Raw genomic sequence first — 25200 nt, 5'->3', positions numbered from 1 at the left:
ACGCCGGCGATTAACAGTTACTAGTCGGCAAAAGCCGTTACGGCTTGGCGACTGGTGTCGGGGGGCCGGTGACGCAAGCCACAGGCAAACAGCCCCGGGCACTTAGCTCGGTCGATAAACGCGCACATTGGCATGCCCCTCACTGAGCAAATGGTGAGCATGCAGGCGACTCATGACGCCTTTGTCGCAATACAACAGGTACTGGCGCGTGTTATCCAGTTCCTTGAAACGGCTGTTCAATGCATAGAACGGCAGCGTTTGTACTTCTATGCCCGGCACCTGCAGCGGCTGGTCTTCCTGCGCATCCGGGTGACGGATGTCGATGACGACCTGACCGGCCAGCGCCTGGCTGACTTCTTCTATATCGACATTGCGGCTCAGATCGTCGATGACCCGATCGATCGAAACCAGCTTCGCGCGCTCGAGCGCCTGCTCGAGAATCGCCATGTCGAACTGTTTTTCTTCGTACTCAACGCGATTCCGCTTGGCGTTGGTCTTGGGGTTGACCGAGATCACCCCGCAATACTCAGGCATGTGCCGGGCAAAGTCGGCCGTACCGATCTCCGTCGCCTGATCCACGATGTCCTGCTTGTGGCTGGCCACCAGAGGCCGCAACACCAGCTTGTCGGTCGCCGAATCGATCAGCGACAGATTGGGCAGTGTCTGGCTGGACACCTGTGAAATCGCCTCGCCAGTGACCAGCACATCGATTTCGAGACGATCAGCCACGGATGAAGCAGCGCGTAACATCATACGCTTCAAAACTACACCCATATGACTGTTATCGACTTTCTGCAGAATTTCTCCGAGAACTTCTTCGAAAGGCACGCTCACGAACAGCACGCGCTGGGAGCTGCCGTACTTCTTCCAGATGAAATGAGCGACTTCCATCACGCCCAGTTCGTGGGCACGACCGCCCAGATTGAAGAAGCAGAAGTGCGCCATAAGCCCGCGGCGCATGATCTGGTAGGCCGCAACGGTCGAATCGAAACCGCCGGACATCAATACCAGGGTCTGCTCCAGCGCGCCGAGCGGGTAACCGCCCAGGCCCTTGTGCTGGTCATGAACGACAAACAACCGCTGGTCGCGAATTTCCATTCTGACCACCAGATCGGGCTTTTTCAGCTCGATTCCGGCCGCCCCGCACTGCTGGCGCAACTGGCTGCCGACGTATTTCTCGACATCCATGGAGCTGAAATCGTGTCGTCCGGCACGCTTGCAACGCACGGCAAACATCTTGCCCGGCAACAGGTCGGCATAGTGCGCCTTGCACTTGGCAACGATGTCATCCATGTCGCCCAGCGGGTACTCGGCCACCTGCAGAAAGTTGGCGATACCGGGCATGCAACTCAGGCGTTCGGTGATGCCCTGCAGCACTTTGGGGTCGGTCAGCCGGGTCTCCACCTCGAGGTTGTCCCATACGCCGCCCACCACAATGTCCGCGTCCAGTTCCCGGAGCACGGTACGAATGTTCTTGCCCAGCTGCCGGATGAATTTCTTGCGAACCGGCGGGCTTTTGATGGTGATTTCTGGGAAAACTTTAACGATTAGTTTCATGGAAACGGTGCGTGAGGTGCCGACCAAAAAAGGGGGGCGCGGATTATAGCGGAAATTGCTCACGGTTTAACCAGTTATCGTACAGCCAATCATCGACGCACCAAAAAGGGTCGACCGCTCAATTGGCAGCGCCATAAAGGTGCGTGAATTTCCGCAGAATCCTGATTTGAAGCCCTGAAAGCCTCGGATTGAGGCAAAAAACCCAACACGGGGCACTGGCATGCAAATTGCTCCCTTGTGAGGCAGGTTGCCTTGGCAGAGTATTCGCGCCGGCATCACCCAAATTCAAGGGGCCCAAAACTATAAGGCGGTCCCTAGCCACCCGGAGGACACCATGTCGAAGTCGGTTCAACTCATCAAAGATCATGACGTTAAGTGGATTGATCTGCGCTTCACAGACACCAAGGGCAAGCAGCAGCACGTCACGATGCCTGCGCGCGATGCGCTGGAAGACGACTTCTTTGAAGTCGGCAAAATGTTCGACGGTTCCTCCATCGCTGGCTGGAAAGGTATCGAAGCCTCCGACATGATCCTGCTGCCGGACGACGAAACCGCCGTTCTCGACCCGTTCACCGAAGAGCCGACCATCATTCTGGTCTGCGATATCATCGAACCTTCGACCATGCAGGGCTACGATCGCGACCCGCGCGCCATCGCCCACCGCGCAGAGGAATACCTGAAGTCCACCGGTATCGGTGACACCGTATTCGTGGGTCCTGAGCCAGAATTCTTCGTCTTCGACGAAGTGAAGTTCAAGTCCGACATCTCCGGCTCCATGTTCAAGATCTTCTCCGAACAGGCTTCCTGGATGACTGACGGCGACATCGACGGCGGCAACAAAGGCCACCGTCCTGGCGTCAAGGGTGGCTACTTCCCGGTTCCACCGGTCGACCACGACCACGAAATCCGTACCGCAATGTGCAACGCCCTGGAAGAAATGGGCCAGGTCGTGGAAGTCCACCACCACGAAGTTGCCACTGCCGGCCAGAACGAAATCGGCGTGAAATTCAACACGCTGGTCAAGAAGGCTGACGAAGTTCAGACCCTCAAATACTGCGTACATAACGTTGCCGATGCCTACGGCCGTACCGCCACCTTCATGCCGAAGCCTCTGTATGGCGACAACGGTTCGGGTATGCACGTCCACATGTCCATCGCCAAAGACGGCAAGAACACCTTCGCAGGTGAAGGCTATGCCGGTCTGTCCGACACTGCCCTGTTCTTCATCGGCGGTATCATCAAGCACGGCAAGGCACTGAACGGTTTCACCAACCCGTCGACCAACTCCTACAAGCGTCTGGTTCCAGGTTTTGAAGCACCGGTCATGCTGGCCTACTCGGCACGTAACCGTTCGGCTTCCATCCGTATTCCTTACGTCTCCAGCCCACGCGGCCGTCGTATCGAAGCACGCTTCCCGGATCCGGCAGCCAACCCGTACCTGGCGTTCGCCGCACTGTTGATGGCTGGCCTGGACGGCATCCAGAACAAGATCCACCCTGGCGACGCAGCTGACAAGAACCTGTATGACCTGCCGCCTGAAGAGGCCAAAGAGATCCCACAAGTTTGCGGCAGCCTGAAAGAAGCCCTGGAAGAACTGGACAAGGGCCGTGCGTTCCTGACCAAGGGCGGCGTATTCAGCGACGACTTCATCGATGCCTACATCGAGCTGAAAAGCGAAGAAGAAATCAAGGTACGCACCTTCGTACACCCACTGGAATACGAGCTGTACTACAGCTGCTGATCCAGTCGCGCCAGCGTTGATGGCCTGACGTTGATGGCGTAACAGAAAAGACCTCCTTCGGGAGGTCTTTTTGTTTCAGCGGTATCAGAAACTTTCAGCGCCATGCGTTAACTGTCTACCGCCCCTGAAAAAACCCGGCTGGCAACCTTGGAGGCTGACCCCTCACTTCAAGGTTATCCCGGCATGCTCATCAAATCTCTCGTTGCAGCAACCGTTCTGCTCCTGACCAGCCACGTCATGGCCGATCACAAGCCCGCTACCGTGCAATCCAGTGTCCTGCTCAAAAGCACCGCATCCTGGGACGGCACGCCCTACACGGCTTATCCTCAGGGGCAGCCGGAACTGACCATTCTGAAAATCAGCATCCCGCCCAGGACCCGCCTGGACTGGCACACGCACCCTATTCCGAATGCTGCGTACGTCGTGTCGGGTGAACTGACCGTCGAGGCCCGGAACAGCGGCCGGCAGATCCTGCTCAGAAAGGGCGACACGCTGGCCGAGATGGTAGACATCTCGCACCGCGGCAAGACCGGCGAGAAGCCGGTGGAACTGATCGTGTTCTACGCGGGAACACCCGAGGTGCCTCTGTCACTAAAAGAATGAGGACTACATGACTGGCAGGTGATGCATGAACTTTTGTTCACCGTGTGGCGCTGGCAGCGGTCAGGAACATGACGTTTACTCTATGTCCCTTTTCAAGATGGACTTCACCATGCGCATGCTTCTGGCCACTTCGTTACTGACTCTGACCTGCATGTCCTCCGGTTTCACCTTCGCTGCCGAGCAGAAATCCTCTGCGCTGGAACCGCTCCTGCAAGCCATCAGCGAGCGCCTGACGATTGCCGATCAGGTGGCCTTGAGCAAATGGGACAGCGGCAAGGCGGTGGAAGACCCGCCCCGAGAACAACAGGTGATCACCGCTGCCCAGGCGCGTGCCGCCGAGTTCAAGCTGAACCCGGATGACGTCCAGCGGCTGTTCCGTGCGCAGATCGAAGCCAACAAACGCGTCCAGAACGCCCTGCTTGCCCAGTGGCACGCGGCAGGCAAGGCGCCCGACACGGCTCGCCTCAGCCTGGTCGATGACATCCGTCCGAAGCTGGATCGTCTGCAGACCGAATTGTTGAAAGCGTACGCCGACTTCCAGCCGGTTCGCGAATCGAGTGATTGCCAGGCGCTGCTGGACGCTGCACTCAAGCGCCACCTCAGCGACCCGATTCATGATCAGGCGCTGGTGCTTGCCACCGCGGATCTGTGCGCAGCGAAACTGTAAGCCTGCTGCACGACACAGGGCGAAGTGTTCTATGCTGGTGACCTTTGCCCTTCGCTGTCGAGAGCCTCATGCGTCAAAGCCTCATCTGCCTGTTCCTATTGATCAGCCTGCCTGCCGTAGCGCAGATCTATAAGTACACCGACGCGAATGGCAACACGGCGTTCAGTAATGAGCCACCCAATGGCGTGAAGACCGAGGTCGTCGAACTGCCGCCACTCAACAGCGTGGAGTCCCGTCCATCCAGACCGGCACTCAATACCGCGCCGCAAACAATCGAGCCGCAAACGCAGACACAGTCTCAAGACGCCTACAGCACACTCGAGCTCTCCGACCTGCCAACCGACGAGGCACTGCGCGCCAACAACGGCTCCTTCATCATCGGTGTGAAAATCCAGCCGCGCCTGCAACAGGCCCATAGTCTGCAACTGCTGCTGGACGGCAACCTGTATGGCCAGCCCACCAACCTTCCGCGCTTTCAGGTAATGAACATTGATCGCGGCGAACACAGCTTCGCGGTGGTGGTGAAAGACGGCGAGCGCATCATTCAGCAAAGCGAGACCATCACCCTGACCGTGCAACGCGTTCACCTCGGCAAGCCATGAACATGCGCAACCTGCTGCTGACGCTATTGTTGCTGTGCACGTTGCCCGCGCTGGCGGACGTCTACACCTACATCGACGCGAACGGCAACCGGGTGTTCACTGATCAGCCACGCAAGAACGCCAAGCGCGTCGACATCCCGCCCAGCAACAACATGACCGGCACACCGCCGACCCGAACCCTCAAAAGCAAGCCCGTCGAGAGCAAGCCACCCGCGATTTTCCACTATCAATTGCTGCGAGTGCTTGTGCCTGAACCGGACGCTGCCATCAGCAGCCCCAGCGGCGACCTGATCGTGACCGTAACCAGCGACCCGGTGTTGCAGCCAGGCCACAGTTATCGCCTGCTACTGGATGGGATCGCCGTCGGCCAGCCGGGACGCAGCCCGGTTTTTCCGCTGAGCAACATCGACCGGGGCACGCATCAGCTGTCTGTCGAGATTTTCGACACGATGGGGCGAGTTCTGGAAAAGACGCCTAATCAGCCCTTTCACCTGCAGCGCGTCACGCTGGCTCAAAAGCGTGCCACCAACCCGTGTAAGCCTGAAGAGTACGGCGTTCGCCTGGAATGCCCGCTCAAGGACAAGCCCAAGCCCGAAAGCAGCATTCTGCCGTTCTTCTGATTCATCCTCGTCGAATGACACCCTCCGTACTGAAGAATAGCGACTGTGGGAGGCGGCTTGCCGGCGATGCGATTTTTCAAGCGACCTGTCCAGCCCCTGAACTGACGCGATCACCGATAAACCGCGGTCCAGGCCCGGCGTTCGCACCGGGGTCCTCACATTCAATTATCCCTTGGCACCTTTTTGGTGCGCCACTCGTGCATCCGCGCAACAATACAGCCCACTTTGGTTCAGAAATCACCCTCGGGTAGCGCCGTATGCGGGCACGCGTTCGAAAAAAGCACCTGTTTTGCAGAGAAAACGCTTCTTTTCGGAGCCTTGGTTTGGTTTTTGCAACTTCTCTGACATAGCACCCCGTCAAGCACCATATGGGTGGCTCTGCCAGTGCTGACAAGGATCTGTCAGCGCCCGCATAGCGCGATTGCCATGTGCCAAAAGAGGTCGACACGATTCATGACTATCAGCGACGCGCTGCACAGACTGTTACTGGATAACCTGACCACTGCAACGATTCTGCTCAACGCCGACCTGCGTCTCGAGTACATGAACCCGGCAGCGGAAATGCTGCTCGCCATCAGTGGGCAGCGCAGCCATGGGCAATTCATCAGCGAACTGTTCACCGAGTCGGCCGAAGCGCTGAGTTCGCTTCGCCAGGCCGTCGAACAGGCGCACCCTTTCACCAAACGTGAAGCCATGCTCACCGCGCTGACCGGCCAGACCCTGACCGTCGACTACGCCGTGACCCCGATCCTGAGCAAGGGCGAAACCCTGCTGCTGCTTGAAGTCCATCCTCGTGACCGCCTGTTGCGCATCACCAAGGAAGAAGCTCAGTTGTCCAAGCAGGAAACCACCAAGATGCTGGTGCGTGGACTGGCCCACGAAATAAAGAATCCGCTGGGCGGGATCCGCGGCGCGGCACAACTGCTGGCGCGTGAGCTGCCTGAAGAAAGCCTCAAGGACTACACCAACGTCATCATCGAGGAGGCAGACCGCCTGCGTAACCTCGTGGACCGCATGCTGGGCTCCAACAAACTGCCTTCGCTGGCGATGACCAACGTGCATGAAGTGCTCGAACGGGTGTGCAGCCTGGTCGAAGCCGAAAGCCAGGGCTGTATCACGCTGGTGCGCGACTACGATCCGAGCATTCCGGATGTACTGATCGATCGTGAGCAGATGATTCAGGCCGTGCTCAATATCGTACGCAACGCCATGCAGGCCATCAGCGGTCAGAACGAATTGCGCCTGGGCCGCATCACCCTGCGCACCCGCGCCATGCGCCAGTTCACCATCGGCCACGTGCGCCACAGGCTGGTGAGCAAGATCGAGATCATCGACAACGGCCCGGGCATTCCGGCCGAGCTTCAGGAAACCATTTTCTACCCCATGGTCAGTGGCCGCCCGGATGGCACAGGGCTTGGTCTGGCCATTACCCAGAACATCATCAGCCAGCACCAGGGACTTATCGAGTGTGACAGCCATCCCGGCCACACCACATTCTCGATCTTCCTGCCGCTGGAACAAGGAGCAGCTTCGACATGAGCCGTAGTGAAACTGTCTGGATCGTAGACGACGATCGTTCCATTCGCTGGGTACTGGAAAAGGCCTTGCAACAGGAAGGCATGACCACGCAGAGCTTCGACAGCGCCGATGGGGTGATGAGTCGCCTGGCCCGTCAGCAACCGGACGTGATCATTTCCGACATCCGCATGCCGGGTGCCAGCGGCCTGGACCTGCTGGCGCGAATTCGCGAACAGCATCCACGCCTGCCGGTCATCATCATGACCGCTCATTCGGACCTGGACAGCGCCGTGGCGTCGTATCAGGGCGGTGCGTTCGAGTACCTGCCCAAGCCGTTCGATGTCGATGAGGCCGTCTCGCTGGTCAAGCGCGCCAACCAGCACGCCCAGGAACAACAAGGTCTGGATGTCGCGCCGACCCTGACCCGCACACCCGAGATCATTGGCGAAGCGCCAGCGATGCAGGAAGTGTTTCGTGCTATCGGGCGTTTGAGCCATTCGAACATCACCGTGTTGATCAATGGCGAGTCCGGCACCGGTAAAGAATTGGTCGCCCACGCGTTGCACCGCCACAGCCCGCGCTCGGCTTCGCCATTCATTGCGCTGAACATGGCGGCGATCCCCAAGGATCTGATGGAGTCCGAGCTGTTCGGTCACGAGAAAGGCGCATTCACGGGCGCTGCCAACCTGCGTCGCGGACGCTTCGAGCAGGCGGACGGCGGCACGTTGTTTCTCGACGAAATCGGTGACATGCCTGCCGACACCCAGACCCGTCTGCTGCGTGTTCTGGCAGATGGCGAGTTCTATCGTGTCGGTGGTCATACGCCGGTCAAGGTGGATGTGCGCATCATTGCTGCGACTCACCAGAATCTGGAAACCCTCGTTCAGGCCGGCAAATTCCGTGAGGACTTGTTCCACCGCCTGAACGTGATCCGCATTCACATTCCGCGCATGTCGGACCGTCGTGAAGACATCCCGACACTCGCCCGACACTTCCTGAGCCGTGCCGCGCAGGAACTGGCGGTCGAGCCGAAGCTGCTCAAGGCCGAGACCGAGGAATACCTCAAGCATCTGCCCTGGCCGGGCAACGTGCGTCAGCTGGAAAACACCTGCCGCTGGATCACGGTCATGGCTTCAGGCCGTGAAGTGCACATCAGCGACCTGCCGCCAGAATTGCTCAGCCTGCCGCAGGATGCGGCGCCGGTCACCAACTGGGAGCAGGCGCTGCGTCAATGGGCCGATCAGGCACTGTCACGCGGTCAGTCGAGTCTGCTGGACAGCGCGGTGCCGACGTTCGAACGCATCATGATCGAAACCGCCCTGAAACACACCGCAGGCCGCCGCCGCGATGCCGCCGTGCTGTTGGGTTGGGGCCGCAACACCCTGACCCGCAAGATCAAGGAATTGGGCATGAAGGTCGATGGCGGGGATGATGACGAGGGTGAGGAAGGCTGACCACGTTGATATGACCGGACTCTGTCACTTCTGACAGTATACGAACCCGGACCATGCTGTTTAGCTCCTGACATGCCTCGCTATCAAGGCATGAAAGGAGCTGAATGCCATGGACAGTATTACCCCCCTGACCTCCACGTTTACCCCCGAAGAACACCTCAACAACGCCCGTCTGCTGGCCGACCTGCCCAAGGGCTCATCCATCCCGCCGCGTGAGCGGATCGTTGACTACGAAGTGGTCGAACTCGCCGCATTGCTCAGAGAGGGCAATCCGCAGCGTCTTACTGCCGAGCAGGTTCTGCTGTCCTGCCTTGAGCGCATCGACCGACTCAACGGCCCGACTGAAGTCTACGGCGACAACGGGTTCTACAACGCTTTTGTCCGACTTGAAGAACGGTCCACGCTTTTGGAACAGGCCAGGCTCGCCGATCTCTGGCTAAGAAATCCCGACGATGAGAGAGGACCGGCGCCTCCCCTCTGCGGCATTCCCGTCGGCATCAAAGACTCCATCGCCATTCAGGGCCTGGAAAGCAAGAACGGCACCCACGCGTTTACCACGAATCTGGCGGTCCGGGACGCCACCTGCACGCTGCGCCTCCGAAAACAGGGCGCAATCATTCTTGGTCACACCATCTGCTCGGAGCTGTCGACCCACACCATCGGCCAGTTCGCCGGTAACGCCTGGGACCCTGAACGGGTGCCCGGTGGCTCGAGCCAGGGCTCAGGCGTAGCGCCGATGGCCCGGCTCTGTGCAGCAGCCTTGGGTGAAGAAACTGCAGGTTCGATCATCATTCCCGCAGCGGCCAACGGCGCCAGTGCAATCAAACCTTCATTGGGACTTGTTTCCGGCGCAGGCGTGATGCCGTTGCGCACCGGTTGGGACGTGGTGGGACCGATGGCTCGTTCGATGCGCGATGCGTCGCTGTTGCTCTCGATACTGGCCGGGACTGATGCGGAGAACGACCCGCAGAGCCTCAGTGCTCCCTCATTGGGCCCCGCCCTGCCCATCAAACCTTCCGCCGGACCACGGCCTCTCGAGGGGCTGAAAATCGGCATTCCGCAGACTGACTGGATGACGGCACCCGGCGTGCCTCCGGCTCAGAGCTACGATGAGGACTACCGCGCAGCCTTCGTGCGCTTCAAGGCTCAACTCACGGCACTGGGCGCAGAGGTGGTCGACTTTCCATGGCTCGATGCGCAAAAAGAGGAGAACGTGCCTTACACATCGCCCTACCCATTTCACGACGTGCTCAAGCCGGATGGCACTGTGCTGATGAGCCTCAATGCGCCAACGGCCACGAGCTACGCCAATCAACTGGAGACGCGACACTGGTCAGCCGTACGTGATTTCGCCGAGACCCTGGAAAATCAGCAGCACCGGGAATATCTGCTTCGCAGAAACGAAGCGTTTTTCGATCAGGTCGCCACATGGATTCCCACCGGCATCAGGCTTGAGGCCGAGCATCGGCGGCGCCAGCAACAGGCGCTTTTTGAAAAGGCCCTGGATGACGATCAAATAGACTTCATGATGGTACTGCCATTGGGTGCCCACATCGGGAAACGCACGGGCGCGATAATCGACACGTTGCCCGTGCAACGCATGTATCACGATTTACCCAACGCATTAGCCTGGCCGATGCTGACGCTGCCTGTTGGTCATGGAGCCACAGGCGTGACCCGGACGCTGCCCATCAGCGCAGCGTTCTGGGGAAGGCGCTTCAGTGAACCGTTGCTGGTGCAGGCCGCAATCGATTTCCAGACACACTATCCTCAGTACCACACCATGGCACCGCCGGACCCGGTCTTCACCCCGCGCCCGCCGATGCCCTTGTGGGCCTTCGAAAACATTCCGTCTCAATATTCCGCCGACCCGCTCGTCTTACTTGAGGGCAGGAGAACACGGTCATGACCCAGACATCTTTTCTGGCTGTTCAGTGGAGGACACTGAACAGCCCTGCGTTGCTGAATCGCCAGTCGAGCACACCGCCAGAGCCGTTCTTCGCGGTCAAATGGCAACCTGCGTTGAGCCTGGCGTACTACTCCGCGCTCGCCTCGCTTACTCCGCCAGCGACGGTTTCTCCCACAGATTGATCCCGCCTTCCACCGCGAAGCTGTCGATCTCGGTCAGTTCTTCCTGACTGAACGACAGGTTTTTCAGGGCGCCGACGTTCTCGACGATCTGCTCGGGACGGCTGGCACCGATCAAGGCGGACGTCACACGTGGATCGCGCAGGGTCCAGGCCAGGGCCATTTGTGCCAGGCTCTGGCCGCGACGCTGGGCGATTTCATTCAAGGCACGCACGTGAGCGATGTTCTGCTCGGACAAGTGCGAGGCCTGCAACGAACCACCGCCCGGACGATTGACTCGTGCATCCTTGGGCACGCCGTTGAGGTACTTGTCCGACAGCAACCCTTGCGCCAGCGCCGTAAAGGCAATCACACCCGCGCCCAGTTCCTCAGTGGCGTCGAGCAGGTCTTTCTCGACCCAGCGATTGAGCAGGTTGTAGGCCGGCTGATGAATCAACAGCGGCACTTTCCACTCTTTGAGCAGCGCGGCAATTTCACGGGTCTTGGCCCCGGAGTAAGACGAAATACCGATGTACAGCGCCTTGCCCTGCTGCACAGCAGTGGCCAGTGCGCTGGCGGTTTCTTCCAGCGGCGTGTCCGGGTCGAAGCGGTGCGAATAGAAAATATCGACGTAGTCCAGCCCCATACGCTGCAGGCTTTGGTCGAGGCTGGCCAGCACATATTTACGCGACCCGCCGCCCTGCCCGTAAGGCCCGGGCCACATGTCCCAACCCGCCTTGCTGGAGATGATCAACTCGTCGCGGTACTGCTTGAAGTCTTCGCGCAGCAGACGACCGAAATTGATTTCGGCACTGCCGTACGGAGGGCCGTAGTTGTTGGCCAAGTCGAAATGGTTGATGCCCAGATCGAACGCGGTGCGCAGCATGGCGCGCTGGGTGTCGATGGGCGTGCTGTCACCGAAGTTGTGCCACAGCCCCAGCGACAGCGCCGGCAGGACTAGCCCGCTGCGACCGGTACGGCGATAAGGCATGTCGTTGTAGCGATGTTCGGCAGCGATATACGTCATTGAATCCTCTCTTGTCAGGGGGATACTCAAGGCCTGTTCCACACGGCCTGCTGGATATCGACCCGCTTGGGCACCAGGTGGTTGTCGTAAAACAGATCGGCGGTCGCCTGTTGCGCACGAACGATCTCTGGCGTGATGGGCAGGCTCGGTGATGCCGGGCGATGGTCAAGATACTGAGTGATGACCGCTTCGGACAAGCCCATGTTGCGCGCCAGAATCTGAATGCTTTCGGCACGTTGCGAGCGAGTCAGCGCATCGGCGGCAGTCAGTTCGTCGAGCACGTTCTGCACGAACACACCGTTGCTGTCAGCAAAACCGCGGCGTGCAGTATAGAAAGGGCCAGACAGCCCGAGCCCTTCGCCATTGGCCAACAGGCGGCTGTGGCCTTCGTTGAGGGCGATGGAATAGTACGGATCCCAGATGGCCCAGGCATCGACACTGCCGTTTTCAAACGCGGCGCGGGCGTCGGCCGGGGTCAGGTAGATTGGCTGGATGTCCTTGAACGTCAGCCCTGCCTTGCTCAGTACGCGCAAGACCACATTGTGCGCGCTGGAGCCTTTCTGCAACGCGACCTTGCGCCCTTTCAGATCAGCCACGCTGTGCAGCGGACTTTCGCTGCGCACCAGAATGGTCTCGGCCTGGGGCTTGGCGGGTTCGGCGCCGATGTACACCAGGTCGGCACCCGCCACCTGGGCGAAGATCGGCGGAATGTCACCGGTCGAGGCAATGTCCAGACTGCCGATGTTCAAGGCTTCCAGCATCTGCGGCCCGGCCGGAAACTCGATCCACTTGACCTGCGTGTTCGCAAAGCGTTTCTCCAGCAGACCATACTCCTTGGCGAGGACCAGGGTGATCGAGCCCTTCTGGAAGCCGATGCGCAGGGCATCGGGGTCGCTGGCCGAGGCCGTGTTCAACAGGCCGCCAAACGCGAGAATGGCGGCGATGAGTGCAAATGGTTTCATGAGGTTTTCCTTTACCGATGATTGTGCTCACGCGCAGCGTGGAGACGATCGAAAAATAATGGCCGAATACATGACTACGGGAGGCGGCTTGCCGGCGATGGCGTCAGTTCAGTCACCGCCAGGTCGCTTCAGAAAACGCGTCGCCGGCAAGCCGCCTCCCACAAAAATCAGTCTCTCAGCACGTTACGTGTCGATCAGAACCCATCGGCCGGGCGCTGCAGGCCGAGGTTTTCGCGCAAGGTGGTGCCTTCGTATTCGGTGCGGAACAGGCCGCGACGCTGCAACTCGGGCACCAGCAGGCGGGCAACGTCTTCAAGTCCGCCGGGCAGATGCGGCACCAGCACGTTGAAACCGTCCGCAGCGCCTTGCTCGAACCAGCTCTGCAGTTCATCAGCGACCTGCTCAGGCGTTCCGATCAGGCTGTAATGCCCTCGCCCTCCGGCAATACGACGACCCAGTTGCGCAAGGTTGAGGTGTTCCCGTTCGGCCAGTTCGGTGAGCAGTTTCTGACGGCTGCGCTGGCCGCTGTCGGTCAGTGGCAGCTCCGGTAGCGGCCCGTCCAGTGGATAACCGGACAGATCGAAATTGCCCAGCATCCGCCCCAACAGCGCAACGCCAACCTCAGGCTCCACCAGGTCCTGAAACGATTCGAACTTCTCCTTGGCCAGCGCTTCGGTCTCGGCCACCACGATCAACACACCCGGCATGATTTTCAGCGAATCGGCACTGCGCCCATACGCGTCCAGACGGCCCTTGATGTCGGCATAAAACGCTTGCGCGCCAGCCAGTGACGTCTGCGCGGTGAACACGACCTCAGCGGTCTGCGCCGCCAGATCGCGGCCGACCTCCGATGACCCCGCCTGCACGATGACCGGCTGCCCCTGCGGGGAGCGCGCCACGTTCAACGGACCTTTGACGCTGAAGTGTTCGCCCTGATGATTCAGCACCTGCACCTTGGCCGGGTCGTAATACTGACCGCTGGCCTTGTCACGGGTGAAGGCATCGTCTGCCCAACTGTTCCACAGCCCGGCCACCACCTGATGAAACTCTCGGGCACGGCTGTAACGTTCGGCATGGCCGACGTGTTCGCTGCGACCGAAGTTCTGCGCTTCGGCCGCCGCGTCGGACGTCACCAGATTCCACCCTGCTCGCCCGCCAGACAAATGATCGAGCGAAGCGAACTTGCGCGCCACGTGGTAAGGCTCGTTGTAGGTCGTGGTCGCCGTCGCGATCAGGCCGATGTGATCGGTCACTGCGCTCAGCGCCGACAGGAGCGTCAGTGGCTCGAAATGATCGGAGCGCGCCATTCGGCTGGCGATATCGCCCGTGGCGGCAGCAACACTGTCGGCCACGAACAGCGCATCGAACTTCGCCGCCTCGGCCACTTGCGCCAGATGCCGGTAGTGCTTGAAATCCAGCCCCGCATCAGCGGGCACGTCCGGGTGTCGCCAGGCCGCCACGTGGTGCCCGGTGGCCATCAGGAAAGCGCCCAGTTTCATCTGTCGAGCCGTCTTGCTCATACCTGTCTCCTTTCAGTGCGGTCGCCCGCTTAGAAATCCTTGCGTACCTGCACACCGAAATAACGCTCGTCGTCACGCGGCACCGAGCGATACACGTAGCTGCCGCCGGTGGCGAGCATCGGTGAGTAGGACTTGTCTGCCAGGTTCTTGCCCAGCACGGCTACACGCCAGCCGCTGTTGTAATCGGCCAGTGCGACGCTTGCGTTCCAGATGCCGTAGGCACCCTGCTTGGTGTCCGGGTTCTGGCTGATGTCGTACTGCACTTCGCTCTGCCAGCTGTAATCGGTGCCCAGCTCGATATCCAGGCCGTTGTCCAGTGGGATGGTGTAATCGGCGCGGACGTAGCTCTTCCAGTCCGGGCTGTACGGCAGGGTCTTGCCGTCGACATTGCAGGACGCGGCGGCACCGGCCGGGCAGGCGAAGGTATCGATGCGCGCCCGGGTATAGGACAGCGCGCCGGAGAACTTCAGATTGCGTGTGGCCTGCAAGGCGTAATCGAGCTCGACACCTTCGGTGCTGACGCTGCCCGCGTTGATGAGCCGGGTCACGACCTGCCCGGCAACGCTGTCGAAGAAGTTGGCCTGGTAGTTGTCGTAATCGCTGTGGAACACCGCCAGGTTGGTGGTCAGGCGGTTGTTCCAGGTGGTGGCCTTGATGCCGACTTCCCAGGTGTTGGACGTCTCGGGTTTCAGGGCCTCGGTATCGCGCGGCTGCATGTTGAAGAACACGTTGTAGGCCGGGCCTTTGTAGCCGCGCGAATACGTGATGTAGCTGGTCACGCTTTCGCTCAGGTCGTATTGCAGGCCCACACGACCGGACTTACCCTCTTCGTTGACCGAACCGGAACTGCTCGTCGCCGGCTGAATGCCGCTGACCGTGGTGGCCGACGTCGAGACGCGGCGGTGATCGTACTCAAGGTCGTCGTGCGTCCAGCGCAGCCCGGCAATCGCCCGGAAATCCGGGGTGAAATTGAACGTGGTTTCGCCGAACACCGAATAGCTTTCACTGGTGGTGGTGTAATCGGCAACACCCTGATCACGACGCGTCGGCGTGATCAACGTGCGCTGGTAGGTCTCGTCGCTCTTGCCGTGCATGTAGAACAGACCGCCGACGTATTCGATGAACTGGCCTTTTGGTGAGGCCAGGCGCAGCTCTTGCGAGTACTGGTTGAACGCCAGATCACCCTTGTCTTCGGTGCCGGGGAACGCGGCCGTGATCGTGCCGAGGCGGTCGCCGTCCTGATACTGCGTGTTATCCCAGCCGCGCCAGGCGGTGATCGACGTCAGGGTGTAGTCACCCAGTTGCCAGTCCAGTTGACCGGACAGGCCTTTGTTGGTGTCTTCGACATGGCTGCGGTAATCGCTGATCACGTTGCGGTTGTCGCTGTCGGCACGCACTGGCGACAGCGCGCTGGAGAAAGCCGGTGTGAGCGACTTGGTCACCACGCCGTTGGGCGCGTCGTCATGAGACTGCATGTAGTCTGCCGCGAGGGTGAAGGTGATGTCATCGTTGGGCGTGAATTCCAGCTTGCCCCGCGCGCCCTTGCGGTTGTAGCCGTTGACCTCATGGCCGTTGAGTTCGTTGTCGACGTTGCCGTCGTAGCTGCCGAACAACGTGGTGATCGAGCCTTTTAGCGTGTCCGGGATGAGGCTGCCGCCGATGCCGAAACGCGTGCGACTTTCGTTGCCGCTGTAGTAGGACTGATCGATGTAGCCGTGAGTCTCTTCGGTGGGCGCTTTGGTGGTGACATTGAGCACGCCGGCCGACGCATTCTTGCCGAACAGCGTGCCTTGCGGGCCGCGCAGGACTTCGATGCGCTCCAGATCCAGCAGATCGAGCGTGGCCTGGCCGGGACGGGCGTAGACCACGCCGTCGATGACTGTCGCCACGGTCGGCTCGACGCCCGGCGAGGTGGAGATGGTGCCGACGCCGCGCACGAAGAGCGAAGTATCTTTGTTCGATGCGCCGGTCCTGAAGTTCAGCGACGGGACCTGCTGCACGATACTGGCGACGCCGTTGCGGTTGTCGCGTTCCAGTTGCTCGCCCTGAATCACCGATACGGCGACCGGTACTTTCTGCAACGATTCTTCACGGCGCGTGGCGGTCACGGTGACCGATTCAAGTGTCGGTGTGTCGCTGGCCCGCTCTACTGTATCCGCCGCCAAGACCGGAACCATCGGCAAGGTCGTCAGCCCCATCAGCAACCAGCCGCAACGACGCCCCCGCGCCGCGTGAACCTGATCGATGGCTTGCGCCAGTCGTGCATGTTTGACCCCATCCCCATGTGCTGTGTGCATCTGCGTGCCTGCCTGAAATATGCCCTGATCCGACAGTGCCTCGGGCACTGACGCCTTTGATTACGACTAAACCGGGTCCGGGCATTCGCGGTGGCGAGTAGCAGACAAACCATCTTTGTTAGCGCTAACATCGCCAGTATCAGGAACTGACGGATAGATCGTCCAATACTGAAAAATTAGTTTTATATGCTTTTTAATTTTAAAAGAAGCGCATGAGCATGGCTGACCAAACACCCGCGACACGTAAACGCCGAGGCGCAGGCCGGGTGACGATCAATGCAGTGGCCAAACAGGCTGGCGTGTCGGCCATCACCGTTTCGCGCTACTTCAACCAGCCGGAGCAGGTGTCGTCGGAACTGCGCGAGCGCATTTCAACGGCAGTCGGTGCGCTGGGCTACGTACCCAATCTGGTGGCAGGCGGACTTGCCTCCGCGCGCAGCCGAGTGGTGGCGATGGTGATCCCGAACATCTCCGGGCCGATCTTCGCCAACACCATCCAGGGCTTCAGCGACACCCTGAGTCGGCACGGATTCCAGTTGCTGCTGGCCTCCAGTTACTTCTCCGTCGAGCAGGAAGAAAGCGCCGTGCGCGCTTTTCTGGGCTGGTCCCCGGCGGCACTGGTGCTGACCAGTCGCTTTCACAGCGACGCCACGGAAAAGATGATCCAGCAGGCGGATATCCCGGTGATCGAGACCTGGGACCATCAGCCTGAACGCAGCCCGATCCAGATCGGTTTTTCCCACTATGAAGTCGGCGTCACGGCCGCGCGGTATCTGCACGGCAAGGGCTACCGTCGCATTGCCTTCGTGGAGAACAGCATTGCTGGGGACTTCAGCGCACAGGAGCGCCGCGACGGCTATGTCGCAACGCTTGAAACGCTGGGCCTGAAGCCTAGGGTGTTCGTGCCCGATGCGGGGCTTGCGCCGTTTGAAGCGGGCAGGCAGGCGATGGATGTGCTGATGAATCAGCCTCTTCAGCCTGATGCGATTTTCTTTGCCAACGACAATCTGGCAGCAGGCGGCCTGCTCACCAGCCAGCGCATCGGCCTGCAAACGCCCAGAGATTGCGCCGTGATGGGCTTCGGGGATTACGCCTTCGCACAAATGATGATGCCCAGCCTGACCACCATCAAACCACCCGCCCTGCAGATCGGCGTACTGGCGGCGCAGCGCGTGCTGGAGAGCCTGGGCGTGTTGCCCGTCGAAGGAGAGATTCAGAGGCTGAACCTGCTGGCATGCGAGCTGGTGGAGCGGGAGAGCACTTAAGTCGATGATCCTCCCAACGTTGCGCGCTCATCGCTCTAAGCAAGTCTTGCAGCGAACAAACTTGCCCTGTGGGAGGGGGCTTGCCCGCGATGAACGATGACACGGATCGTCTGACACACCGCGCCGACTCCATCGCCGGCAAGCCGCCTCCCACAGGGTTAAGCGTTCAGTCGGCAGCGGTCGTATCCGATCGTCCCAACGCGGGTGGGGCGGGTGGGGATTCAGCCCATGACGCTGCGCCCCCCATTAAGGCCCACTCGATCAACGCACCAGATGCAGGAACTGCATGTGCCGTTCGTACTGGTCGAGCACGTCGTTGATCACCTGTTCCTTGGTGTAACCCACCAGATCGTAGTCCTGGCTGCCTTCACTCAAATGTACCTCGGCACGGTAGTAACGACGGTTGTTCAATTGCTTGGAACCCATGCCGCCTCGGGCAAACGACGGAGTGAAGAAGCCTTTCATCTGCACCTGATAGATGAACGGACGTTCTTCACCATGGCCGATTTCCAGGGTCACCGAGTCATTGGACGGGTCGGGGACGTTGACCACGCTCAGGCCTTTCTCGACAAACACTGCCGTGACCTCGTCTATGGCCGGGCGAACGGTCTGGTCGAGGAATCGGTACACCTCGTCTCGGGACGGATAATGCACGGCCTGACTCAGACGCTGACGCCAGCCGCCCCGTCGCGAACCCGACACCGGAGCCAGCGAGTAAAGCTGCGCAATCTGGCGCTGGGACTCCATAAAGAACGCTTTGTGCAGCCCCCACATCATCAGCAGCAGGATCAGCGAGAACGGCAGGGAGGTCAGTACCACCGCTGATTTCAACGCATCGATACTGCCCGAGAACAGCAGCCCGCTGGTGATCAGCGCCGTCGCCACGCCCCAGAAGACACGCAGCCATTTCGGGCCATCCTCGTCCGGGTTGCCGCCCTTGGCCGACAGGGTCGAAAGCACCACGGTGCCCGAGTCGGCCGAGGTCACGAAGAATACGAAACTGATGAACACCGTGACGGCAATCACCGTCTTGCTCCACGGGTAGGTTTCCAGCAGCAGGTACAGCGTCATCGAAGGGTCGTCGATGGCGGACTGGCCCAGCGCGGTCATGCCGTGGTTGAGCACCTGATCGATGGCACTGTTGCCGAAGATCGACATCCAGGCCAGGGTGAAGCCCAGTGGAATCAGCAATACACCGAATACGAATTCGCGGATGGTACGGCCACGCGAGATGCGCGCAATGAACAGCCCCACGAACGGCGACCAGGCAATCCACCACGCCCAGTAGAACACCGTCCAGCCGCCCAGCCAGTCGCTCGGCTCGTTGTAGGCATAGACGTCGAAACTCTTCGTCGGCAATGCGCCGAGGTAATCACCGATGTTCTGCACCAGGGTGTTCAGCAAGTGCTGAGTCGGACCGGCAAACAGCACGAACAGCAGCAGCGCACAGGCCAGCAGCATGTTGATGTCGGACATCAGGCGCACGCCCTTGTCGACGCCCGCAATGGCCACCAGAATCGCCGCGCCCATCATCAGCGTGATCAGACCGACCTGAATCCAGTGGGTGTGCGCGACACCGAACAGGTAGTCCAGGCCCGAATTGAGGTGCAGAACACCGAAGCCCATGTCGGCACCCAGACCGAAGATAGTGGCGATGATGCCGAAGCCGTCCACCGCGTAACCGATGGGGCCATTAATACGCTTGCCAATCAGCGGATAAAGCGCCGAACGCAGCGCCAGCGGCAGGTTATGGCGATAGGCGAAATAGGCCAGCGCCATGCCGACAAAAGCAAATACACCCCAGCCATGCAGGCCCCAGTGCAGAAACAGCAGCTGCATGCCCTGCCGTGCGGCCTCGGTGGTACCGCCCTCGCCTTGCGGCGGTTGCAGCAGGTGAGTCAGGGGTTCTGACACGCAGAAAAAGAACAGCGTGATGCTGATCCCGGCCGCAAAGAGCATGCCGGCCCAGGACAGGTAACTGAATTCGGGCTCGTCGTGGTCGGCACCGAGCTTGATCTTGCCGTAGCCAGATACGGCGGTGACCACCACGAAGACCAGATACAGCGTCATGACCAGCATGTAGTACCAGCCGACCGTGTTGGCCGCCCAGTTCTGTGCCGCCAGCAGCCACGCACCGGCGGCTTGCGGGAAAGCGATCACGATCACGCCGAAGATCAGGATAAAGCTCGCAGCGAAGTAAAACACTGGGGCGTTCATGCGGACCGTACCGCTGGGTTGCGTACTCGGAGTACTCATCGACTGCATGCCTCCGGACTGATTGAAACCACTACAAAAAACGCATACGGCAAGGGTTAGCCTCCTGTTGTGAGCGGGCAGCGAACCACCGGTTTAACTTGAATGAACGTTCAATTTAAACACGAAAGGCCCCGTGATTACGAATCGCGGGGCTGTGATTGCTGGCTCAGACCAGGGTATGACGTGTGCAGGAGAAGGTTCGTTCCCGGGTGCGGGGCGGAGCATGCGCCCGCTCATCAATCCGATCGGGCGCACTGCAAAACACTACTTCTGCGTCCCGTCATCCTGTTGCAGCAGGTTGGCCTGGGTCAGGTTGCAGCCTGCCGGGACGCTGCGGGTCAGCCAGACGTTGCCGCCGATGGTCGAGCCCTGACCAATCGTGATGCGCCCCAGAATGGTCGCACCGGCGTAGATCACCACGTCGTCTTCCACGATCGGGTGACGCGCGTGGCCCTTCTGCAACTGGCCGTCTTCGTCCGCCGGGAAGCGCTTGGCGCCCAGCGTGACGGCCTGATAGATCCGTACCCGCTCGCCGATGATGGCGGTTTCGCCGATGACAACACCTGTGCCGTGGTCGATGAAGAAGCTCGGGCCGATCTGCGCGCCAGGGTGAATGTCGATGCCGGTGGCCGAGTGCGCCAGTTCAGAGCTGATGCGCGCCAGCAGCGGCAGGCCTGCGCGGTACAGATGGTGGGCAAGGCGGTGGTGAATCACCGCCAGAATACCCGGATAGCACAGCAGCACCTCATCGACACTGCGTGCTGCCGGGTCACCGTGATAGGCGGCCAGCACATCCGTGTCGAGCAACTGACGAATGCCCGGCAGTGCGGTGGCAAAATCCTGGATCAGGACCAGCGCATGCTCGTCGATCCCGACCAGTTCCCTGCCTTGCTGATGCGCCACGTAACGCAACTCGAGCCGGGCCTGGGCCAGCAGCGCATTGAGCGCAACGTCCAGCGTATGGCCGACGTAGAAATCCTCGCTTTCCTCACGCAAATCAACAGGACCCAGCCGCATTGGAAACAATGCGCCGCTCAGCGCCTCGAGAATCTCGCCCATCGCTGCACGCGACGGCAGCTCGCGACCACCATGCTCGCCACTCACGCGACGGTTGCGCGTGCGCCAATCCTCACGCGCCGCACGTAACTGGCTGACGATACGCTGCAACTGCCAATGGCTGGAACGGCCGTCGGCGGATGCTTCTGGAATATCGCTCACGCTGAACTCTCCTTGGTCATGACGGTGGCGACCCGACGTTATCGGGCGCTGCTGCGCCCACTCTACGGCAAACATTCAAGTGGAAAAAATAACAATTTTTGTACGAATCGGCTGAGCGGAGCATAAACACCGACAGGTTGCCGTGTGGGAAACGTCTGCCTATAGTCCGCAGACTACAGTCCGCTGACTCTCTACACGGCTCACTTATTACCATGATCAAACATCAGCTTGCCCGCTTCAGTCGTCTGGACTTGATCAGCGCGCCCACCGCCCTTGAAAAGCTCGATCGCCTGTCAATCTGGGCTGGCCGCGACATCTACGTCAAACGTGATGACACCACGACACTGGCGCTGGGCGGCAACAAGGTGCGCAAGCTCGAATACCTGGCGGCCGACGCGCTGGCGCAGGGTGCCGACACCCTGATCACCGCAGGTGCCATTCAGTCAAACCATGTACGACAGACCGCTGCGCTGGCAGCGCGTCTGGGTCTGGGCTGCGTGGCCCTGCTGGAAAATCCCATCGGCACCGATGACAGCAACTACCTGCACAACGGCAACCGTCTGCTGCTGGAGCTATTCGACGCCAAGGTCGAGCTGGTCGAGAACCTCGATAACGCCGACGAACAACTGCACGCACTGGCGGCTCGTCTGCGCAGCAATGGCAAGAAGCCTTATCTCGTGCCTATCGGCGGCTCGAGTCCGGTCGGCGCGCTGGGTTATGTCCGCGCCGGGCTGGAACTGGTCGAGCAGATCAAACAGACCGGCATCGACTTCGCTGCCGTGGTTCTGGCCTCTGGCAGCGCCGGGACCCACAGCGGTCTCGCGCTGGCGCTGGCCAGTGAATTGCCGGATCTGCCGGTCATTGGCGTGACCGTTTCGCGCAGTGAAGAGGCCCAGTTCCCCAAGGTTCAGGGTCTGGCCGAGCGTACTGCAGAGTTGCTGGAAATTCCGATGCCGCAGTGTTTCAAAGTCGAGCTGTGGGACGAGTATTTCGCACCGCGCTACGGCGAACCGAATGCCGGCACGCTCTCGGCGATCAAACTTGTTGCGGGTCACGAAGGTCTGTTGCTTGACCCGGTTTACACCGGCAAGGCGATGGCAGGGTTGCTGGACGGTATCGGACGTCAGCGATTCAACGATGGGCCGCTGATTTTCCTGCACACTGGCGGTGCTCCTGCGCTGTTCGCTTACCCGGACGTATTTTCCAGCTGATTCTGCGGACCGGGGTCGGGTTATGCCCGAAATGAAAGACAAGCGCCCTTTTAGTTATTTTTGTTCATAACTGGATGGCCTTATAGTGGCGCCCGGCAGGCCCCCACCTGTAGCGTAACCCACTGAAAAAAGCTGAATTCCCAGCACCCGGACGCGTCCGTCAGGCCTGAAACCGGTCCGACACTTCACACAAAACAAGAGGCTCGCATGAACATTTCCGCTATTCGTCGCACGTTTCTTTTCTCGGCACTGAGCCTGATGCTCGGCACCGGTATTGCTGGACACGCCATCGCTGGCGAGCAACTGCAGAAAATCAAGGATAGCGGCACCCTGAATGTGGGCCTGGAAGGCACTTATCCGCCGTTCAGTTTCGTGGACGAGAATGGCAAGTTGACCGGCTTTGAAGTCGAGTTCTCCGAGGCGCTGGCCAAGGAGCTGGGCGTCAAGGCGAAGATCCAGCCGACCAAATGGGATGGCATTCTGGCCTCGCTGGAATCCAAACGTCTGGACGTGGTGGTCAATCAGGTCACCATCTCCGATGAGCGCAAGAAGAAGTATGACTTTTCCGAGCCCTACACCATTTCCGGTATTCAGGCGCTGATCAACAAGGAAAAGACCAAGGACAGCATCAAGACCGCACAAGACTTGAGCGGCAAGAAAGTCGGCGTGGGTCTGGGCACCAATTATGAGCAATGGCTCAAGGCCAATGTGCCGACCGCCATCGTCAAGACCTATGACGATGATCCGACCAAGTATCAGGATCTGCGCGTAGGCCGTATCGACGCGATTCTGGTTGATCGCCTGGCCGCACTGGAACTGGTTGCCAAGACCAAGGACACCCTGGCGGTGACCGGCGAACCCTTCTCCCGTCAGGAATCGGGCATCGCACTGCGCAAGGGCGAGCCGGAACTGCTCGAGGCCATCAACAAGGCCATCGACAAACTGCGTGCCGACGGCACCTTGGCCAAGCTGTCGCAAAAGTACTTCAACGCTGACGTGACAAAATGATCGAAGAGAGCCTTAAGCTCGCGCTGGACTCCGCGCCCTTTCTGCTCAAGGGCGCTTATTACACCGTTATCCTCAGCCTGGGCGGGATGTTCTTCGGACTGGTGCTGGGCTTTGGCCTGGCCCTGATGCGTCTGTCCAGCTTCAAGCTGCTGAGCTGGATTGCGCGCATCTACGTGTCATTCTTCCGCGGTACGCCGCTGCTGGTGCAGCTGTTCATGATCTATTACGGCCTGCCGGAACTGGGCATCGAACTGGATCCTCTGACGGCTGCGTTGATCGGTTTCTCGCTGAACATGGGTGCCTATGCCTGCGAGATCCTGCGTGCGGCCATCGGCGCGGTGGAGCGTGGACAGTGGGAAGCGGCCGCCAGTATCGGCATGACCCGCTGGCAGACCCTGCGCCGGGCCATTCTGCCGCAGGCTGCGCGCACGGCTTTGCCGCCGCTGGGCAACAGCTTCATCTCGCTGGTCAAGGACACCGCGCTGGCCGCCACCATCCAGGTGCCGGAGCTGTTCCGCCAGGCGCAGTTGATCACCGCGCGCACCTTCGAAATTTTCACCATGTACCTGGCCGCCGCACTGATCTACTGGATCCTTGCCACGGTGCTTTCGCACTTGCAAAACAAGCTCGAAGCGCGGGTCAACCGGCATGATCTGGAGTCCTGACGCATGATCGTGGTTGAAAAACTCACCAAGGAATTCAAGGGCAATCAGGTGCTCAAGGGCATCGACCTGCGTGTCGAAGCCGGCGAAGTCGTGGCCATCATCGGGCCTAGCGGCTCGGGCAAGACCACCTTGCTGCGTTGCCTGAATCTGCTGGAGACACCAACCAGCGGCAGTATCACTGTCGCAGACATCACCATCGATGGCAGCCGTCCCGTCAGCCAGCAGCAGGGCCTCATCCGCCAGCTGCGCCAGCAGGTCGGGTTCGTGTTCCAGAACTTCAATCTGTTTCCACACCGCACCGCGCTGGAGAACGTCATTGAAGGCCCGGTGGTGGTCAAGAAGGTTGAGCGTGAAAGCGCGCTGGCGCTGGGCAGAAAGCTATTGGCCAAGGTCGGCCTGGCAGGCAAGGAAGATGCCTACCCCCGCAGACTCTCAGGCGGCCAGCAACAGCGCGTGGCGATTGCCCGTGCGCTGGCGATGGAACCGCAAGTGATTCTGTTCGACGAGCCGACCTCGGCGCTGGACCCGGAACTGGTGGGTGAAGTGCTGACCACCATCCGCGCCCTGGCCGAAGAAAAGCGCACCATGGTGATCGTCACTCACGAGATGAGTTTTGCGCGTGATGTCGCCAACCGGGTGATCTTCATCGACAAAGGTGTGATCGTCGAACAGGGCGACGCAAAAGCGCTTTTTGCCAACCCGACGCAGGAGCGTACGAGGCAATTTCTGGAGCGCACAAGGGCCTGATCCTACAGCGCTCTTCCCAAAGGCAGCACCTCACACGTGCTGCCTTTTTGCGTTTTACATTTCAAAAAAAAATCATTGATCAATATCTTCATTGACTCGAACCATCTGCCCTCGAAAACCCATTCAGATTTTGAATTTGTCCAAACGACGTTCTGTCACATTGATACGGGCCTTTTCTGCCAGCCGCCAATCCTT

21 protein-coding genes are annotated in these 25200 nt (G+C 60.0%); 14 read left to right on the top strand and 7 right to left on the bottom strand.

The features are described from left to right. Positions 1-102 precede the first annotated feature (102 nt). Positions 103-1557, bottom strand: a complete 1455-nt coding sequence (gene thiI / locus JTJ32_RS15465) for a tRNA uracil 4-sulfurtransferase ThiI (RefSeq protein WP_004882723.1) — start codon at positions 1555-1557, stop codon at positions 103-105. Between the two features lie 334 nt (positions 1558-1891). On the opposite strand from thiI, the gene glnA reads away from it, so the two are divergent. The 9 genes from glnA (at position 1892) to JTJ32_RS15420 (ending at position 10853) form a co-directional block, all read left to right on the top strand. Beyond that, entirely contained in the window at positions 1892-3298 is a 1407-nt protein-coding gene (gene glnA, locus JTJ32_RS15460) for a glutamate--ammonia ligase (RefSeq protein ID WP_099229349.1), read from the top strand. Between the two features lie 237 nt (positions 3299-3535). After that, the gene (locus JTJ32_RS15455) at positions 3536-3901 is read left to right on the top strand and encodes a cupin domain-containing protein (RefSeq protein WP_330735955.1); all 366 of its coding nucleotides are present in this window, start codon (positions 3536-3538) and stop codon (positions 3899-3901) included. 109 nt (positions 3902-4010) lie between these two features. Beyond that, on the top strand, positions 4011-4568 hold the full coding sequence (locus tag JTJ32_RS15450; RefSeq protein WP_099229596.1) for a chorismate mutase: 558 nt from the start codon (positions 4011-4013) through the stop codon (positions 4566-4568). 68 nt (positions 4569-4636) lie between these two features. Beyond that, positions 4637-5170 (top strand): DUF4124 domain-containing protein, encoded by a 534-nt coding sequence (locus JTJ32_RS15445; RefSeq protein ID WP_099229347.1) that lies wholly within the window; start codon positions 4637-4639, stop codon positions 5168-5170. 2 nt (positions 5171-5172) lie between these two features. Then, the gene (locus JTJ32_RS15440) at positions 5173-5790 is read left to right on the top strand and encodes a DUF4124 domain-containing protein (RefSeq protein ID WP_330717598.1); all 618 of its coding nucleotides are present in this window, start codon (positions 5173-5175) and stop codon (positions 5788-5790) included. 453 nt (positions 5791-6243) lie between these two features. After that, complete coding sequence (gene glnL / locus JTJ32_RS15435; protein WP_004882729.1) at positions 6244-7329, top strand: nitrogen regulation protein NR(II); 1086 nt, start codon at positions 6244-6246, stop codon at positions 7327-7329. Continuing rightward, positions 7326-8762 carry a nitrogen regulation protein NR(I) gene (gene ntrC / locus JTJ32_RS15430; RefSeq protein ID WP_024686097.1) on the top strand — a complete coding sequence of 479 codons (1437 nt, stop codon included), beginning with the start codon at positions 7326-7328 and terminating at the stop codon, positions 8760-8762. Before glnL ends, ntrC begins: the two co-directional genes overlap by 4 nt. Positions 8763-8871: 109 nt before the next feature. Then, positions 8872-10671 (top strand): amidase, encoded by a 1800-nt coding sequence (locus tag JTJ32_RS15425; protein WP_210042569.1) that lies wholly within the window; start codon positions 8872-8874, stop codon positions 10669-10671. Then, positions 10668-10853 (top strand): hypothetical protein, encoded by a 186-nt coding sequence (locus tag JTJ32_RS15420; protein ID WP_210042568.1) that lies wholly within the window; start codon positions 10668-10670, stop codon positions 10851-10853. Before JTJ32_RS15425 ends, JTJ32_RS15420 begins: the two co-directional genes overlap by 4 nt. Here the strand turns inward: JTJ32_RS15420 and mgrA are convergent. From mgrA to JTJ32_RS15400, 4 genes are all read right to left on the bottom strand, one after another. Further along, positions 10819-11856: an L-glyceraldehyde 3-phosphate reductase gene (gene mgrA, locus JTJ32_RS15415; RefSeq protein WP_004882731.1), complete on the bottom strand. Its 1038-nt coding sequence runs from the start codon at positions 11854-11856 to the stop codon at positions 10819-10821. The two genes, JTJ32_RS15420 and mgrA, sit on opposite strands and share 35 nt — an antisense overlap. Before the next feature lie 26 nt (positions 11857-11882). Beyond that, positions 11883-12818 carry a sulfonate ABC transporter substrate-binding protein gene (locus JTJ32_RS15410; RefSeq protein ID WP_210042567.1) on the bottom strand — a complete coding sequence of 312 codons (936 nt, stop codon included), beginning with the start codon at positions 12816-12818 and terminating at the stop codon, positions 11883-11885. Positions 12819-13012: 194 nt separating this feature from the next. Then, entirely contained in the window at positions 13013-14338 is a 1326-nt protein-coding gene (locus JTJ32_RS15405; RefSeq protein WP_210042566.1) for an LLM class flavin-dependent oxidoreductase, read from the bottom strand. A gap of 29 nt (positions 14339-14367) precedes the next feature. Next, positions 14368-16635 carry a TonB-dependent receptor gene (locus tag JTJ32_RS15400; RefSeq protein WP_236059323.1) on the bottom strand — a complete coding sequence of 756 codons (2268 nt, stop codon included), beginning with the start codon at positions 16633-16635 and terminating at the stop codon, positions 14368-14370. A gap of 218 nt (positions 16636-16853) precedes the next feature. Here JTJ32_RS15400 and JTJ32_RS15395 point away from each other — a divergent pair, with 218 nt between their 5' ends. Next, positions 16854-17900 carry a LacI family DNA-binding transcriptional regulator gene (locus JTJ32_RS15395; protein WP_210042564.1) on the top strand — a complete coding sequence of 349 codons (1047 nt, stop codon included), beginning with the start codon at positions 16854-16856 and terminating at the stop codon, positions 17898-17900. A 261-nt stretch (positions 17901-18161) separates the two neighbouring features. On the opposite strand, the gene betT is transcribed toward JTJ32_RS15395, so the two are convergent. Both betT and epsC read right to left on the bottom strand, forming a co-directional pair. Further along, positions 18162-20117, bottom strand: coding sequence for a choline transporter BetT (gene betT, locus JTJ32_RS15390; protein WP_161627598.1), 1956 nt, complete (start codon positions 20115-20117; stop codon positions 18162-18164). 303 nt (positions 20118-20420) lie between these two features. Beyond that, a complete protein-coding gene (gene epsC / locus JTJ32_RS15385; RefSeq protein ID WP_099229341.1) occupies positions 20421-21374 on the bottom strand; it encodes a serine O-acetyltransferase EpsC in 954 nt (317 codons plus the stop codon). A gap of 212 nt (positions 21375-21586) precedes the next feature. Here epsC and JTJ32_RS15380 point away from each other — a divergent pair, with 212 nt between their 5' ends. The 4 genes from JTJ32_RS15380 (at position 21587) to tcyN (ending at position 25005) form a co-directional block, all read left to right on the top strand. Beyond that, complete coding sequence (locus JTJ32_RS15380) at positions 21587-22585, top strand: D-cysteine desulfhydrase (protein ID WP_210042562.1); 999 nt, start codon at positions 21587-21589, stop codon at positions 22583-22585. A 207-nt stretch (positions 22586-22792) separates the two neighbouring features. Then, complete coding sequence (gene tcyJ / locus JTJ32_RS15375) at positions 22793-23593, top strand: cystine ABC transporter substrate-binding protein (RefSeq protein ID WP_099229339.1); 801 nt, start codon at positions 22793-22795, stop codon at positions 23591-23593. Then, positions 23590-24258, top strand: coding sequence for a cystine ABC transporter permease (gene tcyL, locus JTJ32_RS15370; RefSeq protein ID WP_025993625.1), 669 nt, complete (start codon positions 23590-23592; stop codon positions 24256-24258). The genes tcyJ and tcyL overlap by 4 nt, the downstream gene beginning before the upstream one ends. Before the next feature lie 3 nt (positions 24259-24261). Then, positions 24262-25005 carry an L-cystine ABC transporter ATP-binding protein TcyN gene (gene tcyN, locus JTJ32_RS15365; RefSeq protein ID WP_099229338.1) on the top strand — a complete coding sequence of 248 codons (744 nt, stop codon included), beginning with the start codon at positions 24262-24264 and terminating at the stop codon, positions 25003-25005. Positions 25006-25200 lie beyond the last annotated feature (195 nt).

It is taken from the genome of Pseudomonas alliivorans (assembly GCF_017826695.1).
GTDB classification, from domain to species: Bacteria; Pseudomonadota; Gammaproteobacteria; order Pseudomonadales; family Pseudomonadaceae; genus Aquipseudomonas; species Aquipseudomonas alliivorans.
This window is presented reverse-complemented; position numbering and strand designations above follow the sequence as displayed.